At 76.1% G+C, this 23,001-nt stretch carries 4 protein-coding genes; all 4 read left to right on the top strand.

Annotated elements, in window-relative coordinates; genetic code table 11:
• Positions 1–20,304 (top strand): non-ribosomal peptide synthase/polyketide synthase, encoded by a 20,304-nt coding sequence (locus JK359_RS20940; RefSeq protein ID WP_201837783.1) that lies wholly within the window; start codon positions 1–3, stop codon positions 20,302–20,304.
• Between the two features lie 188 nt (positions 20,305–20,492).
• Entirely contained in the window at positions 20,493–20,696 is a 204-nt protein-coding gene (locus JK359_RS20935) for an MbtH family protein (protein ID WP_201837780.1), read from the top strand.
• Positions 20,697–20,956: 260 nt separating this feature from the next.
• On the top strand, positions 20,957–21,706 hold the full coding sequence (locus JK359_RS20930) for a GNAT family N-acetyltransferase (protein WP_307788206.1): 750 nt from the start codon (positions 20,957–20,959) through the stop codon (positions 21,704–21,706).
• The gene (locus JK359_RS20925) at positions 21,703–22,998 is read left to right on the top strand and encodes an MFS transporter (RefSeq protein ID WP_201837771.1); all 1,296 of its coding nucleotides are present in this window, start codon (positions 21,703–21,705) and stop codon (positions 22,996–22,998) included. The genes JK359_RS20930 and JK359_RS20925 overlap by 4 nt, the downstream gene beginning before the upstream one ends.
• The last annotated feature ends 3 nt before the right edge of the window (positions 22,999–23,001 follow it).

The raw sequence follows: 23,001 nt of genomic DNA, 5'->3' as shown, positions 1-23,001 counted from the left end.
ATGACGTCTTCGACCCCTTCGCAGCCCTCCGGCTCCGAGCAGCCTTCCCGCTCCGCCCAGCCTTCCGGCGCCGCGCAGCCTTCTGGCGCTGTCCAGCCCTCCGGCTCCGCCCAGCCTTCCCGGTCCGGCCCGCCTTCCGGTTCGGCGCAGCCCTCCCGGCCGTCCCTGCGGGATCGGGCCGAGGCGCTGCCCGAGGAGTTGCGGGAGGCACTGCGGCGGCGGCTCTCCGGCCGGGCGGCCGGCGGGGCCGCGCCGGCCGCCCGGCCGGGCATCCCGCGCGCCGACCGCGACCGCCCGCTGCCGCTGTCCTTCGCACAGCAGCGCCTGTGGTTCCTGGACCGGCTGCGGCCCGGCGACGCCCGCTACAACAGCGCGGTCGCGGTACGCCTCACCGGCGCACCGGACCACGAGTCGCTGCGCGCCGCCCTGGCCGCCGTCGTGGCCCGGCACGAGGCCCTGCGCACCACCTTCGAGGAGACCGACGGCCGCCCGGTGCAGCGCGTGCACCCGGCGGCCCCGGTACCGCTGCCGGTCCGGGACGCCGGTGACCTTGAGGCGGACCTGCTGGCGGAGTACTCCCGGCCCTTCGACCTGCGGCACGGCCCCCTGCTGCGCGCCCTGTTGCTGCGCGAGTCCACGACCTCGCACGTCCTGCTGCTGACGGCTCATCACATCATCACGGACGGCTGGTCGATGGGCGTCGTCCTGGACGAGCTGTGCACCGCCTACGACGCCCTCGCGCACGGTGCCTCGCCGGACCTGCCACCGGTGGCCACGCAGTACCCGGACTTCGCGGCGTGGCAGCGCGCTCAGCTCTCGGGTCCCCGTCTCGAAGGCGAACTCGCCCACTGGAAGGGCAAACTGGCCGGCGCGACGGCACCGGAGCTGCCGCTGGACCGGCCGCGGCGCGGCGAGGAGGCCGGCGAGGGCGCCGTCCACACCTTCGCCGTACCGGCCCGCCTGACCGCACGTCTGCGCGACCTCGCCAGAGAACAGCACAGCACCCTGCACACCGCCCTCGTCGCCGCCGCCCAAGCGCTGCTGGCCCGCTGGTCCGGCCAGGACGACATCACCGTCGGTTCCCTCACCCCCGGCCGGTCCCGCACCGACCTCGAACGGACCGTCGGGTTCTTCGTCAACACCGTCGTGCTGCGCACCCCGGTGGACGTCTCCGGGTCCTTCCGCGACCTGCTGGCCCGGGCGGCCGAGACGGTGGGTGACGCGTTCGCCCACGGCGACACGCCGTTCGAGCGGATCGTGGAGGCGGTGGGCGCACCCCGCGAGGCCGGCCGCAACCCGCTGTTCGACGTGCTGGTCCTGCTGCACCCCGCCCCGCCCGCCGCGACCGCCCCGCGCGGGCTCGCCACCACCCCGGTCACCGTGCCCCGCCAGGCGGCCACCTTCGACCTGAGCATCGAGTTCGTGCCGGACGGGGACGGCCTGACCGGTCTGCTGGAGTACCGCACCGACCTGTTCGACACGGCCACCGCCGAGCGGATGGCAGGCCAGCTGATCCTCCTGCTGGACGGCGCCTGCGCCGCCCCCGACCGCCCGCTGGGCAGCCTGCCCCTGCTCTCCGCGGAGGAGACCCGGCGGGTCGTCCACGACTGGAACCCCGCCCCGCTGCCCGCGTCGGCCACCACGTACCCCGAACTGTTCGAACGCCGCGCGGCCCGGACCCCCGACGCCCTCGCCCTGGTCGCGGGCGGCGAACGGCTGGACTACGGCACGCTCGACGCCCGCGCCGACCGGCTCGCCCGCCACCTCGTCGCCCAGGGCGCCGGTCCCGAACGGCTGGTGGCGCTGCGGCTGCCGCGCACCGCCGACATGATCGTCGCGATCCTCGCCGTCTGGAAGTCCGGAGCCGGCTACCTCCCCCTGGACCCGGCCCTGCCCGAGGAACGGGTCCGGTTCCTGCTGGACGACGCCCGCCCGGCCCTCGTGCTGGACGAGGCCGCCCTGCGCGCCGTGCCCACGACCGCCCCCGGCCCGGACCCGGCCGACACCGGCCGGCGCACCCCGCCGGACCCGGACCACACCGCGTACGTCATCTACACCTCCGGCTCCACCGGCCGCCCCAAAGGCGTCGCCGTGCCCCACCGCGCGGCGGCCAACCTGCTGGCCGCCCACCGGGCCGGCTTCGTCGCCGAGGCGGGCGGCGGCCCGCTGCGGGTCGCGCTCACCGCGTCCTTCTCCTTCGACACCTCCCTCGAAGGCGTGCTGCTGATGGCCGACGGCCATCCGCTGCACCTGATCGACGAGGCCACCCGCATGGACCCGGCCGCCCTGGTCGAGTACGTCGTCGCGCACCGGATCGACTTCCTCGACGTCACCCCCTCCTACCTGCGGCAGCTGCTGCCCGCCGGACTGCTCACCGACCCCCGCCACCGCCCCCGGGTCCTCATGCTCGGCGGCGAGGCGGTCGGACCGGCGCTCTGGCGCGAGCTGGCCGCCCACCCGGACGTCACCGCCCACAACTTCTACGGCCCCACCGAGTGCACCGTCGACGCGCTGTCCTGCCGCATCGACGGAGGGAACCGCCCGCTGGTCGGCCGTCCCCTGCCCGGAGTGCGGGCGTACGTGCTCGACGACCGGCTCCAGCCGGTGCCGCCCGGAGTCGGCGGTGAGCTGTACCTCGCGGGCGCCCAGCTCGCCCGGGGCTACGCCGGCCGCCCGGGCCTGACCGCGGCCCGCTTCGTCGCCGACCCCTTCGGCGCGCCGGGACAGCGGATGTACCGCACCGGCGACCTGGCCCGCTGGACCGCCGACGGCCGCCTCGACTACCTCGGACGCGCCGACGACCAGATCAAGGTGCGCGGCCACCGTATCGAGCCCGGCGAGATCGAGGCCGCCCTGCTCGCGCTGCCCACCGTCGCCGCCGCCGCGGTCGTCGCCATGCCCGGCCCCCACGGCCACACCCGCCTCGCCGCCTACGTCGTCCCCGCGACCGGCACACCCCGGCCCGCCCCCGCCGAACTGCGGGCCGCCCTGCGCCGGGTGCTGCCCGACGCCCTGGTGCCGTCCTCCTTCACCGTGCTGGACACGCTGCCGCTGACCACCAGCGGCAAACTGGACCGCCGTGCCCTCCCGGCCCCCGAGAACACCGACGGAGAACGGGAGTTCGTCGCCCCGCGCACCCCCGGCGAGGAGACCCTGGCCGGCATCTGGGCCGAGGTGCTCGGAGTGGCCCGGGTGGGCGTCACGGACAACTTCTTCGAGCTGGGCGGCGACTCGATCCTCAGCATCCAGGCCGTCTCCCGGGCCCGTGCCGCGGGCCTGCACCTCGGCTCGCAGGACGTCTTCCGGCACCAGACGGTCGCCGACCTGGCCGCCGCCGCGGCCCACCGGACCGCCGCCGTGCCGGCGCCCCGCCGCCCGCACCCGGACGGACCCGCCCCGCTCACCCCCGTCCAGGAGTGGTTCTTCGCCACGCACGGACCGCTGCGCCACTTCAGCATGTCGATGCTGCTCGACCTGCCCCACGACCTCGACGAGCGGGCCCTCGGCCGGGCGCTGGACGCCGTGGTGGCCCGGCACCCGGCCCTGCACACCCGCTTCACCCGCGAGGACGGCACCTGGCGGCAGCACCCGGGCGCCGGCCCGGCCACCGGCCTCCTGACCCGCCACGCCCCAGGCACCCCACCCGCCGAGGCCGCGGAGACCGCCCGCTCGGCCCTGGACCCGGCCACCGGAACCCTGCTGCGCGCGGCCCTGCTGACCGGCGGCGAACGCCCGCGGCTGTTCCTCACCGCCCACCACCTGGCGGTCGACAGCGTCTCCTGGCGGGTGCTGCTCACCGACCTGGAACTGGCCTACCGGCAGGCGGCGGCCGGCGAGGAGCCCCGCCCGGAGCCCGAGCACACCCCGTTCGCCGAGTGGGCGCACACCCTGGCCGACCGGGTCCGGGCCGGCGACCTCGACGCCGACCTGCCGCACTGGACCGAGGAAGCGGCGCTGCCGCGCACCCCGCTCCCCGTCGACCTCCCCGGCACCCCGCTCGCCGGGTCCGTGCGCACCGTCCGCACCCGGGTGGACCGGGCCACCACCGAGGCGCTGCTGCGCCGGGTGCCGGGCGTGTACCGCACCCAGGTCAACGACGTGCTGCTGAGCGCGCTGGGCCGGGTGCTGGCCGACTGGACGGGCACCGACCGGGTGACCGTCGCCCTGGAGGGCCACGGCCGCGAGGAGGACCTCGCCGAGGGCGCCGACCTGTCCCGTACGGTCGGCTGGTTCACCACCCAGTACCCGGTCACCCTGACCCCGGCGGACGACTGGGGAGCCACCCTGAAGTCCGTCAAGGAACGGCTGCGGGCCGTGCCCCGCCGCGGGCTGGGCCACCAGGCGCTGGGCCACCTCGGCTCGCCCCGGCCGGAGGCACGCGCCCTGGGCGAACGGCCGCTGCCGCAGGTGTGCTTCACCTACCACGGCCAGTGGGAGGCGCCCGCCGGAGGCGACTTCGCGCCCGTCGCCGACGTACCGGGCCGGGACATGGACCCCGCGGCACCGCTGGACCACCTGCTCGACGTGTCCGCCCTGGTGGCCGACGGCGAGCTGGAGATCACCTGGCACTACAGCGACCGGGTGCACCGGGAGGGCACCGTCCGGGACCTGGCCGAGGGCATGGTGCGGGCGCTCGCCGGCATCGCCGAGCACTGCGCCCGCCCCGGCGCGGGCGGCCGTACCCCCTCCGACTTCCCGCTGGCCCGCCTCGACCAGGCCGGCGTGGACCGCCTCGCGGGCGACGGCCGGGACGTCGAGGACCTGCTGCCGCTCACCCCGCTGCAGGAGGGCATGCTCTTCCACCGGCTGGTCGGCGGACCCGACGACGTGTACGTCGACCAGGCCGCACTGCTGCTGGACGGGGTGACCGACCCGGACGCCCTCGCCCTGGCCTGGCAGCGGGTGACCGACCGCACCCCCGCCCTGCGCACCTCGGTGGTGTGGGAGGGCGTACCGGTGCCGCTCCAGGTCGTGCACCGCCGGGTCGAGGTACCCGTCACCCGGCTGGACTGGCGGGAGCTGGACGCCGCGGAACGGGCCGAGCGGCTGACCCGGCTGCGCGCCGACGACCTCGCCCGCGGCCTCGACCTCGGCACGGCCCCCCTGATGCGGCTCACCCTCGTCCGCCTGCCCGACGCCCGGCTGCACCTGCTGTGGACCTCCCACCACCTGATCCTGGACGGCTGGAGCCTCGCCCAGCTGCTCACCGAGGTCTTCGAGGAGTACGCGGCCCTCACCACCGGCGCCGCACCCCGGCCCCCGGCGCGCCGGCCGTTCGCCGACTACGTGCGCTGGCTGGCGGGCCAGGACTCCGCGACAGCCCGCACGTACTGGCGGACCGTCCTCGACGGGTTCGCCACGCCCACCCCGCTGCCCGCCGACCGGGTCCGCCGCGCGGGGCACGAGACCCGGTCCGCGGGCGTGCACACGGCCGCGCTGTCCGACGAGGTCTCCGCCCGGCTGGCCCGCACCGCCCGGACGGCCGGACTGACCCTCGGCACCGTGGTGCAGGGCGCCTGGGCGCTGCTGCTGTCCCGCTACAGCGCCGAACCGGACGTGCTGTTCGGGACCACCGTCTCCGGCCGCCCCGACGACCTGCCCGGCGCCGAGTCGATGGTGGGCATGTTCATCAACACCCTGCCCACCCGCGTCCGCGTCGACGGCGGCCGTACCGCCGCCGCCTGGCTCAGGGAACTCCAGGAGGCCCAGGCCGATGCGCGCCGGTTCGCGGCGGCGTCCCTCGCCGAGCTGACCTCGCTGAGCGACGTGCCCGCCGGGAGCGCGCTGTTCGACAGCATGGTCGCCTTCGAGAACTACCCCTTCGACGCCGCGCGTTCGGCCACGACCGGCATTCGCCTCGTGGACGTCTCCTCGCGCGACGCCACCAACTACCCGCTGGTGCTGCGGGCCTACCAGGGCGAGCGGTTCGGCTTCGACCTCGCCTACGACCCCGAGCTGTTCGACGCGACGACCGTACGCGACATCGCCGGCCGGCTGTGCCTGCTGCTCACCGAGCTGGCCGACGACCCCGGCCGGCCCCTGCGCGCCCTCTCCTGGACCACCGCCGAGGAGCGGCGGCGCATGCTGGCCGACTGGAACGGCACCGACGAGGGCCGGCCCGCCGACACCCTGGACGCCCTCTTCGCCGCCCAGGCCGCCCGCACCCCCCACGCCGAGGCCGTCACCTGCGGCGGCGAACGGCTCGACTACGCCACCCTGGACGCACGGGCGGGCCGTCTCGCCCACCGGCTCGCCGAACTCGGCGCCGGACCGGAGACGTTCGTGGCCCTCGCGCTGCCCCGCTCCACCGACCTCGTCGTCGCCGTGCTCGCCGTGCTCAGGACCGGCGCCGCCTACCTGCCCATCGACCCCGGCCTGCCCGGGGAGCGCGTCCGGCACCTGCTCGCCGACGCCGAGCCGGTCGCCCTGGTGACCACCCGGCGGACCGAGGCCGCCCCGGACGTACCCCGGATCCTGCTCGACGACCGGGACGTGCGCGCCGACCTGGCCCGCCGGCCGGCCGCCGGCCCCGCCGGCCGCGCGCGGCCCGAGAACCCCGCCTACGCCATCTACACCTCCGGCTCCACCGGCCGCCCCAAGGGTGTCGTCGTCCCGCACGCCAACGTGGTCCGGCTGTTCACCCGCACCCGGCACTGGTTCGGCTTCGGAACCGACGACGTCTGGACGCTGTTCCACTCCTACGCCTTCGACTTCTCGGTGTGGGAGCTGTGGGGCCCGCTGCTGCACGGCGGCCGGCTGGTGATCGTCCCCGAGGACACCGCCCGCTCCCCGGAGGACTTCCTGCGCCTGCTCGCCGACGAGCAGGTCACCGTACTCAACCAGACCCCGTCCGCGTTCTACCCGCTGATCCGCGCCGACGCCGAACTGCCCGACGTGAGCGCCCGGCTGGCCCTGCGCACCGTGATCTTCGGCGGCGAGGCCCTCGACGTGAGCAGACTCGCCGACTGGTACACCCGCCACCCGGACACCGCGCCCCGCCTGGTCAACATGTACGGCATCACCGAGACCACCGTGCACGTCACCCACGCCCCGCTGGACCGCCGGGCCGCCCGCCCCGGCACCGCCGGCTCCATCGGCACCGGCATCCCCGACCTGCGGCTCTACGTCCTCGACGACACCCTCCAGCCGGTGCCGCCGGGTGCCGTCGGGGAGCTGTTCGTCGCCGGCGAGGGACTCGCCCGCGGCTACCTGAACCGGCCCGGCCTGACCGCGGCCCGCTTCCCCGCCGACCCGTTCGGCCGGCCCGGCACCCGCATGTACCGCACTGGTGACCGTGCCCGCTGGCGGGCCGACGGCACGCTGGAGTACCTGGGCCGCGCCGACCAGCAGGTGAAGATCCGCGGCTACCGCATCGAGCCCGGCGAGATCGAGGCCGCCCTGCACGGCCACCCGGGCGTCGGCGCCGCCACCGTCGGCGTGTACGAGGACACCGCCGGGACCCGCCGGCTCGTCGCCCACGTCGTCGGCACCGGCACCGGCACCGGCGACCGCGCCGTCCCGCCGCCGTCCGCCGCCGAACTCCGTGCCCACCTCGAAGGGCTGCTGCCCGCGCACATGGTGCCGGCCGCCTATGTGCCGATGACCGCGCTGCCGCTCACCGTCAACGGCAAGCTCGACCGGCGCGCCCTGCCCGCACCCGGACCCGACGGCTTCGCCGCCGACGGCACCCGGACCCCCCTGCGCACCCGCGCCGAACGGCTCGTCGCCGCAGCCTGGGCGGACGTGCTGGACACCGACGAGGTCGGCGCCGACGACGACTTCTTCGCCCTCGGCGGCGACTCCATCCTCGCCGTCCGCGTCACCTCCCGGCTGCGCGCCGCCTTCGGCACCGACGTCTCACCCCGGCTGCTGTTCACCCACTCCACGCTGTCCGGCCTCGCCGCCGCGCTGGACGAGTCCGGGGCCGGCGACAGCGCCGATGTCATCCCGGCCACCGCCCCGGACACCCCGGCACCGCTGTCGTACGCGCAGCAACGCCTCTGGTTCCTCGACCGGTTCGAGCCGGGCAGCACCGAATACACCACCCTGTCCGTGCTGCGGCTGCGCGGACCGCTCGACCTCACCGCCCTGCGGACCGCCCTGGACGGCCTGGTCGCCCGGCACGAGGCGCTGCGCACCACCTTCGCCGAACACGACGGCCAGGCCCGCCAGTTCGTCCACCCGCCGCGGCCCGTGGACCTGCCGGTGACGGACCTCCCGGACCACGCAGCCCTGGACGACCTCCTCGACCGGGTGGCCGCCACCCCCTTCGACCTGGCCGCCGGACCCCTGCTGCGAGCCCTTCTGGCGCGGCTCGCCAGCGACGAACACGTCCTGGTCCTGGCCGTGCACCACATCGTCACCGACGGCTGGTCCATCGGCGTACTCGCCCGCGACCTGGGCGAGCTGTACACGGCCGCCCTCACGGACCGCCGCCCCGAGCTGCCCGAAATCCCGCTGCGCTACAGCGACTTCGCCGCCTGGCAGCGCTCCCGTGCGGACCGCGCCGAGGCCGGACTCGCCCACTGGCGCCGGGCCCTGGACGGCGTGAGCCCGCTGGAACTGCCCACCGACCGGCCGCGCCCCGCCGTCCGCACCCGCGACGGCGCCCTGGTGACCTTCACCCTGCCCGCCGCGCTGACCGAGCGGCTGCGCGAAAGGGCTCGGGAGGCCGACGCGACCCTCTACATGGCGCTGGTGGCAGCCTGCCAGACCCTCCTCGCCCGCTGGGCGGGCCAGGAGGACGTCACCGTCGGCACCGTCACCGCAGGCCGGGAGCGGCCCGAACTGCACGACATGGTCGGCATGTTCGTCAACACGCTGGTGCTGCGCGCCCGGATCCGGCCCGGCCTGACGTTCCGCGAGCTGCTGACCGAGGTACGCACGACCGTCCTGGAGGCGTTCGCCCACCAGGAGGTGCCCTTCGAACGGGTGGTCGACGCCCTCCGGCCCGAGCGGGACACCAGCCGCACCCCGCTGTTCCAGGTCATGGTCGCCCTGCACAACCTCGGCGCCGAGCCGCCCCGACTGCCCGGTCTGACGGCGGAGCCGGTGACCCCGCCGGTGCGCACCGCCACCTTCGACCTCGCCTTCGACTTCGTGGAGGGCGACGACGGCCTCACCGGCCACCTGGAGTACAACACCGGCCTCTTCGACACCGACACCGCCGAACACCTGGCCGCCCGGCTGCGCCTGCTCCTGGAGGCCGCCGCCGCGGACCCCGGGCAGACCCTCGGCCGTCTGCCGCTGCTGACCGACGACGAGCACCGGCGGATCCTCCGGCTCGGGCAGGGCACCCGGCTGCCCGAGCCGGACACCACCTTCCCGGCCCTGTTCGAGGCCCAGGCCGCCCGCACCCCGCACGACACCGCCCTGGCCGCCCGCGACACCACCCTGGACTTCGCCGCCCTGAACTCGCGCGCCAACCGGCTCGCGCACCATCTCATCGCCCTCGGCGCCGGCCCCGAGGACGTGGTCGCCGTACGGCTCCCGCGCACCTCCGACCTGATGGTGGCGCTGCTCGCCGTCCTCAAGGCGGGCGCCACCCTGCTCTGCCTCGACCCCGCACTCCCGCAGGAACGCCAGGATCTCCTCGTCGCCGACGCCCGCCCGCACACCCTGCTCACCGACCTCGCCGCCGTCCCCTGGGACCGGCTGCCCGCCCACGACCCGGCCGACAGCGACCGCGTCCGGCCCCTGCTGCCGCAGCACACCGCCTACATCGTCTACACCTCCGGCTCCACCGGCCGCCCCAAGGGCGTCGCCGTCGAACACCGGCAGCTGGTCAACCTCTGCCACGACCACCGCGCGCACCTGCTCGCCCCGCACACCGGCGGCGGACGGCGGCTGCGGGCCGCACTCAGCGCCTCCTTCTCCTTCGACACATCCTGGGAAGGCCCGCTGCTCCTCGCCCTCGGCCACGAGGTCCACCTGATCGACGAGGACACCCGCCTGGACCCGCATGCGTTCTGCGCCCAGGTCGCCGCACACCGCCTCGACCTCGTCAACGTCACCCCGTCCTTCCTGCGCGAACTGACCGCCGCCGGGCTGCTCGCCCCCGGCCGCCACCACCCGGGCCTGCTGCTCGTCGGCGGCGAGGCCGTCACCCCGGCCGGCTGGCGCGAACTCCTGCGCGCCGAACGGCACCTGGGCGTCACCGTGTACAACATGTACGGGCCCACCGAGACCACCGTCGACGCCGTCTACGGCCGCTGCGCCGACCGGCCCGACCGCCCGGCCATCGGCCGCCCCGGCGGCAACCTGCGCGCCTACGTCCTCGACGGCGCCCTGCGCCCGGTACCGCACGGGACACCCGGCGAGCTGTACCTGGCCGGCGCCCAGGTGGCCCGCGGCTACCTGAACCGGCCCGGTCTCACCGCCGCCCGCTTCGTCCCCGACCCCTTCGGGGCGCCGGGGGAGCGCATGTACCGCACCGGTGACCGCGTCCGCTGGGACCGGGACGGGCTGTTGGAGTTCCTCGGCCGGGTGGACGAACAGGTCAAGATCCGCGGGTTCCGCATCGAACCCGGCGAGGTGGAGGCTGCCCTCCTCGACCACCCGGACGTCACCGACGCCGCGGTCACCGCACGCGAACACGCCGGCCGCCTCATGCTCGTCGGCTACGTGGTGCCCGTGGCCGGCCGCACCCCGTCGGCCGACGCCCTGCGCCTCGCACTGCGCCGCACCCTGCCCGACCACATGGTGCCCGCCGCGTTCGTGCCGCTCGCCCGCATCCCGCGCACCACCAGCGGCAAGACCGACCGGCGCGCCCTGCCCGCACCGCCCGCACAGCCCGACGGCACCACCCCGTACGTCGCCCCCCGGCCCGGCACGGAGGAACGCCTCGCCGCGATCTGGGCGGAGGTGCTCGGCGTCGCACGCGTCGGCGCCCACGACAACTTCTTCGCGCTCGGCGGCGACTCCATCCTGAGCATCCAGATCGTCTCCCGCGCCCGGCAGGCCGGACTGGCCCTCACCACCAAGGACGTCTTCCGTCACCAGACGGTCGCCGAACTCGCCCTGCGGGTACGGGAGCCGGTGCCGAGCCGGGCCGCCGCCGAGGAGCCGGCCGAGGCGCCGCTCACCCCGATCCAGCACTGGTACCTGGACGGCCGCGACCCCGGACAGCGGCTCCGGTTCACCATGACCCAGCGCCTCGAACTCGCCCCCGGCACCGACGCGACGGCGCTCCGGGCGGCCGTCGACGCCCTCGTACGCCGGCACCCCGCCCTGCGCACCCGGTTCCGCCGCACCGCCGACGGCTGGCGCCAGGACGTGCTGCCGGCGGTGCCGGACGGCGTCTTCACCCGGCACGACGTGGCCGCACCCGACGGCACGGTGCCGGAGGCCGAGGTCCAGCGGCTGACGGACGAGGCACAGGCCGCCCTCGACCCCACCACCGGGCGGGTCGTCCGCGTCCTGCACTTCGACCCCGGCCCGGACCGGCCCGCTCAACTGGTCGTGACCGCCCACCACTTGGTCATCGACGGCGTCTCCTGGCGGATCCTGCTCACGGACCTGGAGACCGCCCACCGGGCGGCGGCGGCCGGCCGGCCCGTCGAACTGCCCGCCACCGGCACGTCCTACGGCCACTGGGCCGCCCGGCTCGACCGGCACACCCGCGCCGGCGCCCTCGACGCCGACCTGCCGTACTGGACGCGCACCGCCGCCGCCCCGGCCGCACTGCCCGCCGGCCGGCCCGGCCCGAACACCCACGGCACCGCCACGACCCTCACCGTCACCCTGGACGCGGAGACGACCGACGCCCTGCTGCGCAAGGTCCCGGAGACCTACCGCACCCAGGTCAACGACGTCCTGCTCAGCGCCATCGGCCGCACGCTGGCCCGCTGGTGCCGACGCGACACGGTCCTGCTGGGCGTCGAGGGCCACGGCCGGGAGGACCTGTTCGCGGACGTCGACCTGTCCCGGACCGTCGGCTGGTTCACCGCCGAGTTCCCGCTCGCCCTGCGCGTCGCCCCGGACGCCGGCTGGCACCACACCCTCCGCTCGGTCAAGGAACAACTGCGTGCGGTCCCGCTGCACGGCCTGAGCCACGGCGCCCTGCGCCACCTCCGGCCCGGCAGCCCGCTCGCCGCGGCCCCCGCCCCGCAGATCGGCTTCAACTACCACGGCCGATGGGACACCGACGGCACCGGCACCGGCGGCCTGCTCCGCGGCGCACTGCCCCCGGCCGGCCGCGACACCGACCCGGAAGAACCCAGGCCCTACCTCCTGGACATCACCGGCGTCGTCCAGCAGGGCCGCCTCGAACTCGGCTGGACCTACCCGCCGGCCGTCTACGACGAGGCCACCGTCCGCCGGCTCGCCGACGACACCCTCGCGGCCCTGCGGGAGATCGTGACCCACTGCGCCGCCCCCGGGGCCGGCGGCCGCACCCCCTCCGACTTCCCCCTCGCCGGCCTCGGCCAGGACCGGCTGGACCGGCTCGTCGGCACCGGCCGGCACGTCGAGGACGTCCTGCCCCTGACCCCGCTCCAGTCCGGCATGCTCTTCCACGGCCTCGTGGACACCGAGCACGCCTACTTCGACCGGACCGCCGTGACCCTGTCCGGCATCGCCGACCCGCAGGCCTTCGCCGCCGCCTGGCAGCAGGTCGCCGACCGCACCCCGGCGCTGCGCACCAGCGTCCACTGGCACGGCCTGCCGCACCCGGTCCAGGTGGTCCACCGCCGTACCGAACTGCCCGTCACCCACCTCGACTGGCGCGCGCTCACCACCGCCGAACGCGCCGAGGCCACCGAGCGGCTGCTCGACCGGGACCGCGCGGCCGGCATGGACATCACCACCGCGCCGCTCACCCGCATCACCCTGGCTGCCCTGCCCGGCGACGAGGTGCTGCTGGTGTGGTCCACCCACCACATCGTCCTCGACGGCTGGAGCACCGGACAGCTGCTCACCGAGGTCTGCGAACGCTACGCGGCGCTCACCGGCGGCCCGGATCCGGCTCCCCCCGTACGACGGCCCTTCGCGGACTTCCTGCACTGGCTGCGCGAGCAGGACGGGACGGCGGCCGAACGGCACTGGGCCGACGCCCTGGCCGGGTTCACCGCCCGCACCCCGCTGCCGTACGACCGCACGCCCGCCGAGGCCCACCGCGCCCGCTCGGCCGCCGCCGTCCACCGTGAACTGGATCCCGAGGTCTCCGGGCGGCTGCGGGAGACCGCCGCCCGCGCCGGGGTGACCGTCAACACCGTGGTGGAGGCCGCCTGGGCGCTGCTGCTGGCCCGCTCCGGCGGCCGGGACGACGTGGTCTTCGGCACCACCGTCTCCGGCCGCCCGGCCGAACTGCCCGGCGTCGAAAGCATGATCGGCATGTTCATCAACACCGTCCCGACCCGGGTGCGCATACCCGCCGGTCCGGTGCTGCCGTGGCTGCGCGACCTCCAGGAACGGCAGAGCGACGCCCGCCGCTTCGACTTCCTCGCCCTGCCCCGTATCCAGGCCGCGAGCGAAGTCCCGCCCGGCGAGGCGCTGTTCGACAGCATGGTGGTGTTCGAGAACTACCCCGTGGACGAGTCGGCGACGGCCCGCACGGGCGTCCGGGTCGAGGCGGTCCGCGCCGACGACGCCACCACCTTCCCCTGGTGCCTCCGTGCCCACCTGGCCGAACGGCTCGGCTTCGACCTGGCCTACGACCCCGCCCTGTTCGACCCGGGCACCGCAGAGCGGGCCGCGGACCGGCTGGCCGGCCTGCTCACCGCCCTCGCCGACGGCTTCGACACCGACCTGGCGGCCCTGGACCTGCTCACCGCGGCCGACCGCGAACTGCTGGCCGCCTGGAACACCACCGCCCGCCGGGCCGCCCCGCGCAGCCCCGTGGACCTGTTCGCCGAGCAGGCCCGCCGCACCCCGGACGCGCCCGCGGTGCACGACGGCGAGCGACAACTGACGTACCGCCAGCTGAACGACTGGGCCCACGCACTGGCCGGACGGCTGCTGGCCGGCGGGCTCGCTCCCGAGGACCGGGTGGCACTGCTGATGGACCGCTCCGCCGAACTGGTCGTCGCCCAGCTCGCGGTGCTCCTGGCCGGCGGCTCCTACGTCCCGGTCGACACCCGTGCCCCCGCGGAGCGCCGCCGCACCCTGCTCACCCAGGCGGGCGCGACCGTGCGGCTCACCGCCGCGGAGGTGACCGCCGCACGCGGCGCGACCACGGGGGAGGAGACGCCGTCCGGCGCTCCCACCGGGACCGTCGCGGGGCCGGCGGGCGTCGCCGAGCGGTCGCCGCACCGTACCGGAGCGTCGGAGGTGCAGGTGCCGTCCGGGTGCCTTGCCGGGCCGGCGCCGGCCGTCGACCCCGACCGGCTGGCGTACGTCATGTTCACCTCCGGGTCCACCGGTCTGCCCAAGGCGGTCGCGGTGCGGCACCGGGACGTGGCGGCGCTGGCCACCGACAGCCGGTTCGCCGACGGAGTGTGCGACCGCGTGCTGCTGCACTCGGCGGTGGCCTTCGACGCCGCCACCTTCGAGGTGTGGGCGCCGCTCCTGAACGGCGGCTGCGTGGTCGTCGCCCCGGGCGAGAGCGTCGACGCACCCCTGCTGCGCCGGCTGGCCGCCGACGGCGGGCTGACCGCGGTGTGGCTGACCGCCGGTCTGTTCCGGCTGCTGGCCCAGGACGCCCCCGACTGCTTCCGGGGCCTCACGCAGGTGTGGACCGGCGGTGACGTCGTGCCGGCACCGGCCGTGCGCCGGGTGCTGGCCGCCTGCCCCGGCCTGACCGTCGTGGACGGCTACGGACCCACCGAGACGACCACCTTCGCGACCTGCCACGCCCTCACCGACCCCGCGGCGGTCCCCGGCACGGTTCCGATCGGCCGGCCGCTGGACGACATGCGGGCACACGTCCTGGACGCCCGGCTGCGACCCGTACCGCCCGGCTGCCCGGGCGAGCTGTATCTGGCCGGCGAGGGCGTCGCCCGCGGCTACCTGGGCCGCCCCGGCGACACCGCCGCCCGCTTCCTAGCCGACCCCCTGGGACCGCCCGGCACCCGCATGTACCGCACCGGCGACCTGGCCCGGCGCCGCCCGGACGGCACCGTCGAGTTCCTCGGGCGCGCCGACGACCAGGTGAAGATCCGCGGGTTCCGCGTGGAGCCCGGCGAGGTCGAGGCCGCGCTCGGCGCCCACCCGGACCTCGAGGACGTGGCGGTCCTCGCCCGGGAGGACCGCCCGGGCGCCAAGCGGCTCGTGGCGTACGTCGTCGGACCGGCCGGCCGGAACGGCGAGGAACTGCGGGCCTTCGCCGCGCGCACCCTGCCCGACTACCTCGTCCCGGCCGCCTTCGTCCCGCTCGCCGCCCTCCCGCTCAGCCGCAACGGCAAGGTCGACCGGGCCGCCCTGCCCGCGCCGGACCAGGTGCCGGGCCGTACGCGGGTCGAACCGCGCACCGAGGCCGAGCGACGCACGGCGGCCGTCTTCGGCGAGGTGCTGGGCACCGAACCACCCGGTGCGGAGGACGACTTCTTCCAGCTGGGCGGCGACTCGATCCTCAGCATCCGGCTCGCCTCCCGCCTCGCCGAGGCCTTCGGCACCGACCTCACCCCGCGCGCGGTGTTCACCCACCCCACGCCGGCCGCCCTGGCCCGCCTGCTCGGCGACCCGCGGGACTCCGCCCGCCCGCCGCTCGTCCCCGTCGCCCGGGACGCGGTCGCGCCGATGTCCCACGCCCAGCAACGCCTCTGGTTCCTGCACGAGTTCGAACCCGGCGGCGCCGAGTACGTCACCGCGCTCGCCCTGCGGCTGCGCGGCACGCCGGACACAGGCGCGCTGCGGGCCGCCCTCACCGCCGTCGTCGCCCGGCACGAGTCGCTGCGCACCACCTTCGACAGCGTCGACGGGCACGGCGTCCAGCGCGTCCACCCGCCGCGGGACGTGCCGCTGCCCGTGCACGACCTGTCCCGGCTCGACGACGCGGCACGGGGACCCGCGCTGCGCCGGCTGCTCGCCGAGGAGCGCGCCCACCCCTTCGACCTGCGCGAGGGCCCGCTGCTGCGGGCCCGGCTGGCCCGGCTCGACGCGCACGACCACGTCCTCACCCTCGCCCTGCACCACATCGTCACCGACGGCTGGTCCACCTCCGTCCTGCTCGGCGACCTCGCGCACTTCTACCGCGCCGAACTCGGCGTGACGGAGGCGGACTTGCCGCCACTGCCGGTGCAGTACGCGGACTACGCCCACTGGCAGCGCACGGCCGGTGACGCCGAGGCCGACGAGCACCTCGCCCACTGGAAGGAGCGACTCGCCGACATCGCACCGCTGGAGCTGCCCACCGACCGGCCCCGGCCGCCGGTGCGGACCAGCGCCGGTGCGACCACCCGCCTGGTGGTGCCCGCCCCGACCGTGCGGCGGCTCACCCGGCTCGCCCGGAACCACGGCACCACCCTGTTCACCGCGCTCGTCGCCGCCGCCCAGGCCTACCTCGCCCGGCTCTCCGGGGCCGAGGACATCGCCGTCGGCACCGTCACCGCCGGCCGCGACCGGCCCGAGGTCCAGTCCCTCGTCGGGTTCTTCGTCAACACGCTGGTGCTGCGCTCCCGCGCCGAGGCCGGCCGGCCGTTCACCGGTTTCCTCGGCGACGTACGGCAGACCGTCCTGGACGCCTTCGCCCACCAGGACGTGCCGTTCGAACGGGTCGTGGACGAGGTGCAGCCCGTCCGTGACACCAGCCGCAGCCCGCTCTTCCAGGTGATGGTCGTCCTGCAGAACACCCCGGCAGCCGCCCTCGACCTGCCCGGCCTGGAGGTCACCGACGTCGAACCGGACTCGGAGCAGGCCGCGTTCGACCTCACCCTGGAGTTCGCCGAGAGCGGCTCCGGTGCCCTGCACGGCCTGCTCACCTACAACACCGACCTGTTCGACGCCGCCACGGCCGAACGCATGGCCGGACAGCTCGGCACCCTGCTGCACGCCGTCGCCGAGGACCCCGGCCGCCCGCTCGGCGCGCTGCCGCTGACCTGCGACGACGAGCTGAAGACCCTGCTGGAGCAGGGCCGTGGCACCTTCCGCCCGGTGCCCGAGACCACCCTGCCCGCCCTGTTCGAGCGGCAGGCGGCCCGTACGCCGGACGCGGTGGCCCTGATCGACGGCGACCGCGAGCTGACCTACGCGGAGGCCGACAGGGCCGCCAACCGGCTGGCCCACCGGCTCGTCCGGGACGGCGTCGGACCCGAGCGCGTGGTGGCCCTCGCGCTGCCCCGCTCGGCGGCGACCGTGGTGGCGCAGCTCGCCGTCGCCAAGGCCGGCGGAGCGTTCCTGCCCGTGGACCCCGCCTATCCGGAGCAGCGCCGGGACTTCATGATCCGGGACGCCGGCGCCCACCTCGTCCTTGGCGACCCGGCCGAGGTATGGACCGCCGACGGGCCGGAGACGGCACCCACCGACGCCGACCGCACCAGCGCGCTCACCCCTGCCCACCCCGCCTACGTCATCTACACCTCGGGCTCCACCGGCACCCCCAAGGGCGTCGTCGTCACGCACCGCGGCCTCGCCTCCTTCGCGGCGGCAGCCGCCGAGCAGTACGCGGCGGGCCCGGGCGACCGGGTGCTCCAGTTCGCCTCCCCGAGCTTCGACGCCTCCGTGCTGGAACTGTGCGTCTCCCTGCTCAGCGGGGCCGCGCTGGTGACGGGCGAGGAAGGGCCGCTGGTCGGGGAACGGCTCGCGGAGGTGCTCGCCGAACGGTGCATCAGCCACACGCTGATCCCGCCGGCGGCGCTGGCCACGGTGCCGCCGGAGACCGCCGCCGCCCTGCCCCGCCTGCGCACCCTCATCGTCGGCGCGGAGGCCTGTCCGGCCGACCTGGTCGACATCTGGGCCCCCGGCCGCCGGATGATCAACTCCTACGGCCCCACCGAGGCCACCGTGGTCGCCACCTGGACCGGCCCGCTCGCGCCCGGCGCCGGCGCACCGCCCATCGGCCGCCCCTCCGGCGGCACCCGCGTCCATGTGCTCGACACCGCCCTGCGCCCCGTACCGCCCGGCGTCACCGGCGAGTTGTACGTCGCCGGGCCCGGCCTCGCCCGCGGCTACCTGGGCCGGCCGGGACTCACCGCCCAGCGGTTCCTGCCCGACCCGTTCGGCGCGCCGGGGGAGCGGATGTACCGCACCGGGGACCTCGTCCGCTGGACCGCCGACGGCCGGCTCCGGTTCGCCGGACGCGCCGACGACCAGGTCAAGCTGCGCGGCTTCCGCATCGAACCCGGCGAGATCGAGAGCGCGCTGCGCCGCAGCCCCCTGGTCCGGGACGCCGTGGTGGTCGTACGCGCGGGGGAGACACCCGGCGCGCCGGACCGGCTGGTCGCCTACGTCGTCCCGTCCCGGCCCTCCGGCACCGCTCCCGGCGGCACGGAGCCCGGCGGCACGGCCCCCGGCGGCACGGAGCCCGGCGGCACGGAGCCCCGCGGTAGGGCGTCCTCCAGCGGGGAGCCCCGCGCGTCCTCCGGCGGGGAGCCCCGCGGTACGGAGCCGTCCGGCGGGGTGCCGTCCGGTGCGGGATCCTCCCGGGACACGCCGGCCGGCACCGCGCTGCCCGTCGGGGAACTGCGGCTTCACCTGGCCGGGCTGCTGCCCCCGCACATGGTGCCGTCGGTCTTCGTCCGGCTCGACCGGCTGCCGCTCACCCCGAACGGCAAGACCGACCGGCGGGCCCTGCCCGCGCCCGGTCCCGCCCAGGCCGGGGACGGACCGCGGACCGCGCCGCGCACCGACACCGAACGCCGTGTCGCCCGTATCTGGGCCGACGTGCTCGGCATCGAGGAGGTCGGCGCCGACGACAACTTCTTCGCGCTCGGCGGCGACTCCATCCTGAGCATGCAGGTCGTCTCGCGGCTGCGCCGCGACGGCCTGCACGTGGCCACCCGGGACCTGTTCACCCACCAGACCGTCGCCGAACTCGCCACCGTCGTCCGTACCGCGCCCCGGCGCTCCGCCGAGGGCCCGGTGACCGGCGAGGTGCCGCTCACCCCGATCCAGGAGTGGTTCCTGACCACTCACCGCGCCGCCCACCACCACTTCAACCAGTCGGCACTGCTGGAACTCGACGGCCGCCCCGACCCGCAGGCGCTGCGCGCCGCGCTCGACGCCCTGCTGGAGCACCACGACGCCCTGCGCATGCGCTTCACCCGGGACGAGCACGGCTGGCGGCAGTACAACCCGCCGCCCGCCACCGGCCACGACGTCCTCGTCCGGCACGACCTGACCGGGCTTTCGGCCGAGGACGCCGACGCGGCCATGGCGAAGGCCGCCGACGAACTGCACGCGAGCTTCGACCTGGCCCACGGCCCGCAACTGCGGGCGGCCCTGTTCACCGGGGGCCCGGACCGGCCGGTGTTCCTGCTCCTCGTCGTGCACCACCTGGTGGTGGACGCCGTCTCCTGGCGCATCCTGCGCGACGACCTGGAGACCGCCTACCGGCAGGCCCGCCACGGCGGTCCGGTCACCCTGGGGGAGCGCGGCACCAGCTTCCGCGAGTGGTCCCGGCGCCTGGCCGCCCATGTCGCCGAGGGCGGCCTCGACCACGAACTGCCCCACTGGGAGCGGGCGGTGGACAGCGAGCCGGCCCCGGCGGACCCGGCCCCCGCGGCCGAGGCCGGACCGGCCGCCACGGTGAGTGTGGAACTCGACGAGGACGACACCGCGGCCCTGCTGCGCTCCGCGCCCACCGCCTACCGCACCCGGGTCAACGACGTGCTGCTCGCCGCCCTCGCCCTGGCGCTGGCCCGCTGGACCGGACACGACCGGGTCCGTGTGGACCTGGAGGGGCACGGCCGCGAGGACCTGCTCGACGGCGTCGACCTCTCCCGTACCGTCGGCTGGTTCACCACCGTCTACCCGGTCGCCCTCCAGGTGCCCGACCCCGGCGACCTCGGACCGGACCGCGACTGGCGGTCCCTGGTCAAGTCGGTGCGCCGCCAGCTGCGCGCCGTGCCCGGCAACGGCATCGGCTACGGAGCCCTGCGCACGTTCGGCACCGCGGAGGTCCGCGGGCGCCTCGGAGCCCGGGCCCACAGCCAGGTGGTGTTCAACTACCTCGGCCAGTGGGACGCCCGCCCCGAGGCCGCGGACGGCGGCCTGGTCCGCGCCGAACACGGCTCCTTCGGACAGGACCACGACCCCCGGGACCCCGGCTCCCACCTGGTGGAGGTGGTGGGCGCGGTGCAGCACGGCCGGCTCGCCTTCACCTGGCACCACCGGCCCGGGGTCCACGACACGGCGACCGTGCGCCGGGTGGCCGAGGAGTTCGCCGCGGCCCTGCGCCACCTCGCCCGGCACGCCCGGGGAGGCAGGTGACGGCCCGCCCGCCCCGTGAGGCACCGCCCCGGCGCGCCGCCCGGCACGGTCCCCGGGCCCCCCGCGCCCCGACGACCCGCGACCGCCCGAACCGGACGAGGAACGACCGACTGAGACCGGCGGACGACCGCCGCAAGACCGACGAACGACCGACGAACCACCGACTGAGACCGACGAAAGAAGGCGACATGGACGAGAACACCCGCTACCAGGTGCTGCGCAACGACGAGGAGCAGTACTCCCTCTGGCCCGCCGACATCGAGGTGCCCGCCGGCTGGCAGCCCGTCGGCAAGGAGGGCACCGAGGCCGAGTGCTCCGCCTACGTCGACGAGGTCTGGACCGACATGCGGCCCAAGAGCCTCCGCGAGCGCATGGAGAACGCGGGCGGCTGACGCCCCGCCCCGCCCCGACCGACACACCGGCACACCGACACGGGCCGGGCCGGCGTAACCACGCCGGCCCGGCACCCCACCCCGCACGCGCCGTCGCCCCCGCGCGCCGCCGTGCCCGCCGGCGTCGCCGCCTCCACGCGTCGCCGCCCCCCACGCGTCGCCGTCCCCCGGCGTTGCCGTCTCACCGCCCACGCGTCGCCGTCCCGGCGCCCCACCGCCCTCGGCCCCCACCGCACCGCATCTCACCCGAGGAGCCCGCCATGACCCCCGTCCTGCGCACCGAACGCCTGGACTTCCTCCCCTACCGACCCGAACACGAGGACCACTTCGTCGCCCTGCTGCGCGACGCCGAGGTGTGCCGCTGGATGGGACAGGACCTCGTGCCCGAACCGCAGCTGCGCGAGCTGTTCCGCGCCATCCTCACCGACGTCTACCCCCAGGGCCGGTTCGACGTGTGGGGCCTGTGGACGGCGGGCGCCTACGTCGGTCACGCCGAGGTGAAACCCACCGGCAACGTCGACGGCCACGAACTCGTCACCGCGCTCGCCCCCGGTTACTGGGGGCGCGGCCTGGGCGGCGAGGCGGTGCGGGGCCTGCTCCGGCACGCCGCCGACAACCTCGGGCTGACCGAGGCGTACGGCATGGTCGGCGCCGAGAACACCGCCAGCCTGGCGATGTGCCGCCGTCTGGGCTTCCGGCACGTCCGGGACGTCGTGGCCGACGACGGCTCCGTCACGAAGCTGCTGGTCATCCCCACGAAGGACCCGGAGACGCCGAGGGACCCGGAGCCGGCGAGCGCTTCCCACACGGCCCGGTCGGCGTCGGACGCCGCCGGGATGCCGGACGCTGGGATGCCGGGTGCGGCCGGGGCGGACGACGATGTGAAGGGCGTCCCCGGGGCGGCGTGGGCTGGGAGCGCGTCGGACACAGCCCGCGCGGCGGCCGTCGCGGACGGTGCCGGTGCCGGGCCCGTCGCGGACGGTGCCGGTGCCGTCGAGGGCTCCGTATGAGCCGGGCTCCGCTCGGCGAGGGGGCCGCCGACGCGGCGGCCCCCCGGCCGGCCCCGGGGCTGTGGCGGAACCGGGACTTCAATCTGCTGTGGACCGGTCAGTGCCTGTCCGACCTGGGCGGCGCCATGGTGGAACTCGCACTGCCCCTGCTGGTGCTCCAGCAGACCGGGTCCCCGGCGCGCGCCGGCCTCGTCGGCACCGCCGGGCTCGTCACCACCCTGGTGTTCCGGCTGCCGGCCGGTGTCCTCGCCGACCGTCTCGACCGGCGCCGGCTGATGATCGCCTGCGACCTGCTGCGGCTCGTCGGCTACGCCCTCCTGGGCTGGGCGGTCACCAGGGGCACCGCAAGTCTGCCGGTCGTCCTCGCCGTGGTGGTCACCGGTGCCGCCGCCACGGCCGTCTTCAGCACCGCCGAGCACGCCTCCGTGCGCAACCTGGTCCGCCCCGGCCAGCTCACCGGCGCCGTCGCCCGCAACGAGGCCCGCACCTACGGCGTCGCGCTGGCCGGTCCGCCGCTCGGCGGCCTGCTGTTCGGGCTGGGCCGTGCCCTCCCCTTCCTCGGCAACGCGCTGAGCTACGTGCTCTCCCTGCTGGCCGTCTCCCTCATCCGGCGGCCCCTGCAGGAGGCCCGGCCGGAAGCGGCGGCCCCGTCCGCCGACGCCTCCGCCGCACAGGGCCTGCGGTTCCTGCTGGAACACCCCTTCCTGCGCGCCCTGCTGGTGATCGCCGCTCCGCTGAACATGGCCTTCACCGGCATGATCTTCGCGATGACCCTCGCCCTGCGCCGGGCCGGCGTCTCCCCGTTCCTGGTGGGCCTCGCAGGCACCGTCTTCGCGCTGGGCGGCCTCCTCGGCGCCCTCGCGGCGCCCGCCCTCCAGCGGCGGCTGCGGCTGCCGGCCCTGATCAGACTGCTGTGCTGGGCGACCGCCGCACTGATGGCGGTGAGCACGCTGCTGGCGGGCACCGTCCTCGCCGCCGTACCCCTGGCCGCGGCCGTGTTCCTCGGCCCGACGGCGAACGCGGCCCTCTTCGCCCACCAGGCCGCCGTCACACCGGACCACCTGCAAGGCCGCGTGGTCAGCGGCGTGCTGCTGGCCGCCGGCTCGGCCGCCGCGCTCGCCCCCGCCCTGGCCGGCGCCCTGCTGGCCCGTTTCAGCCCGGTCGCCGCCATGCTCGTCTTCCCCCTGCTGGTCACCGCCGCCGCGGTGACGGCCACCTTCGGCAAGGGCATCCGCGCCATGTCCGCCGAGCCGGCGCGCAGGGGCTGCGCCGACGGTCCACACGCGCTGTAATGG

Origin of the sequence: Streptomyces actinomycinicus, assembly GCF_016741775.1 — a bacterium.
In the GTDB taxonomy this organism is placed as follows: Bacteria; Actinomycetota; Actinomycetes; order Streptomycetales; family Streptomycetaceae; genus Streptomyces; species Streptomyces actinomycinicus.
The sequence above is the reverse complement of the archived record's forward strand: the minus strand, read 5'-3'. Positions and strand labels throughout refer to the sequence as shown.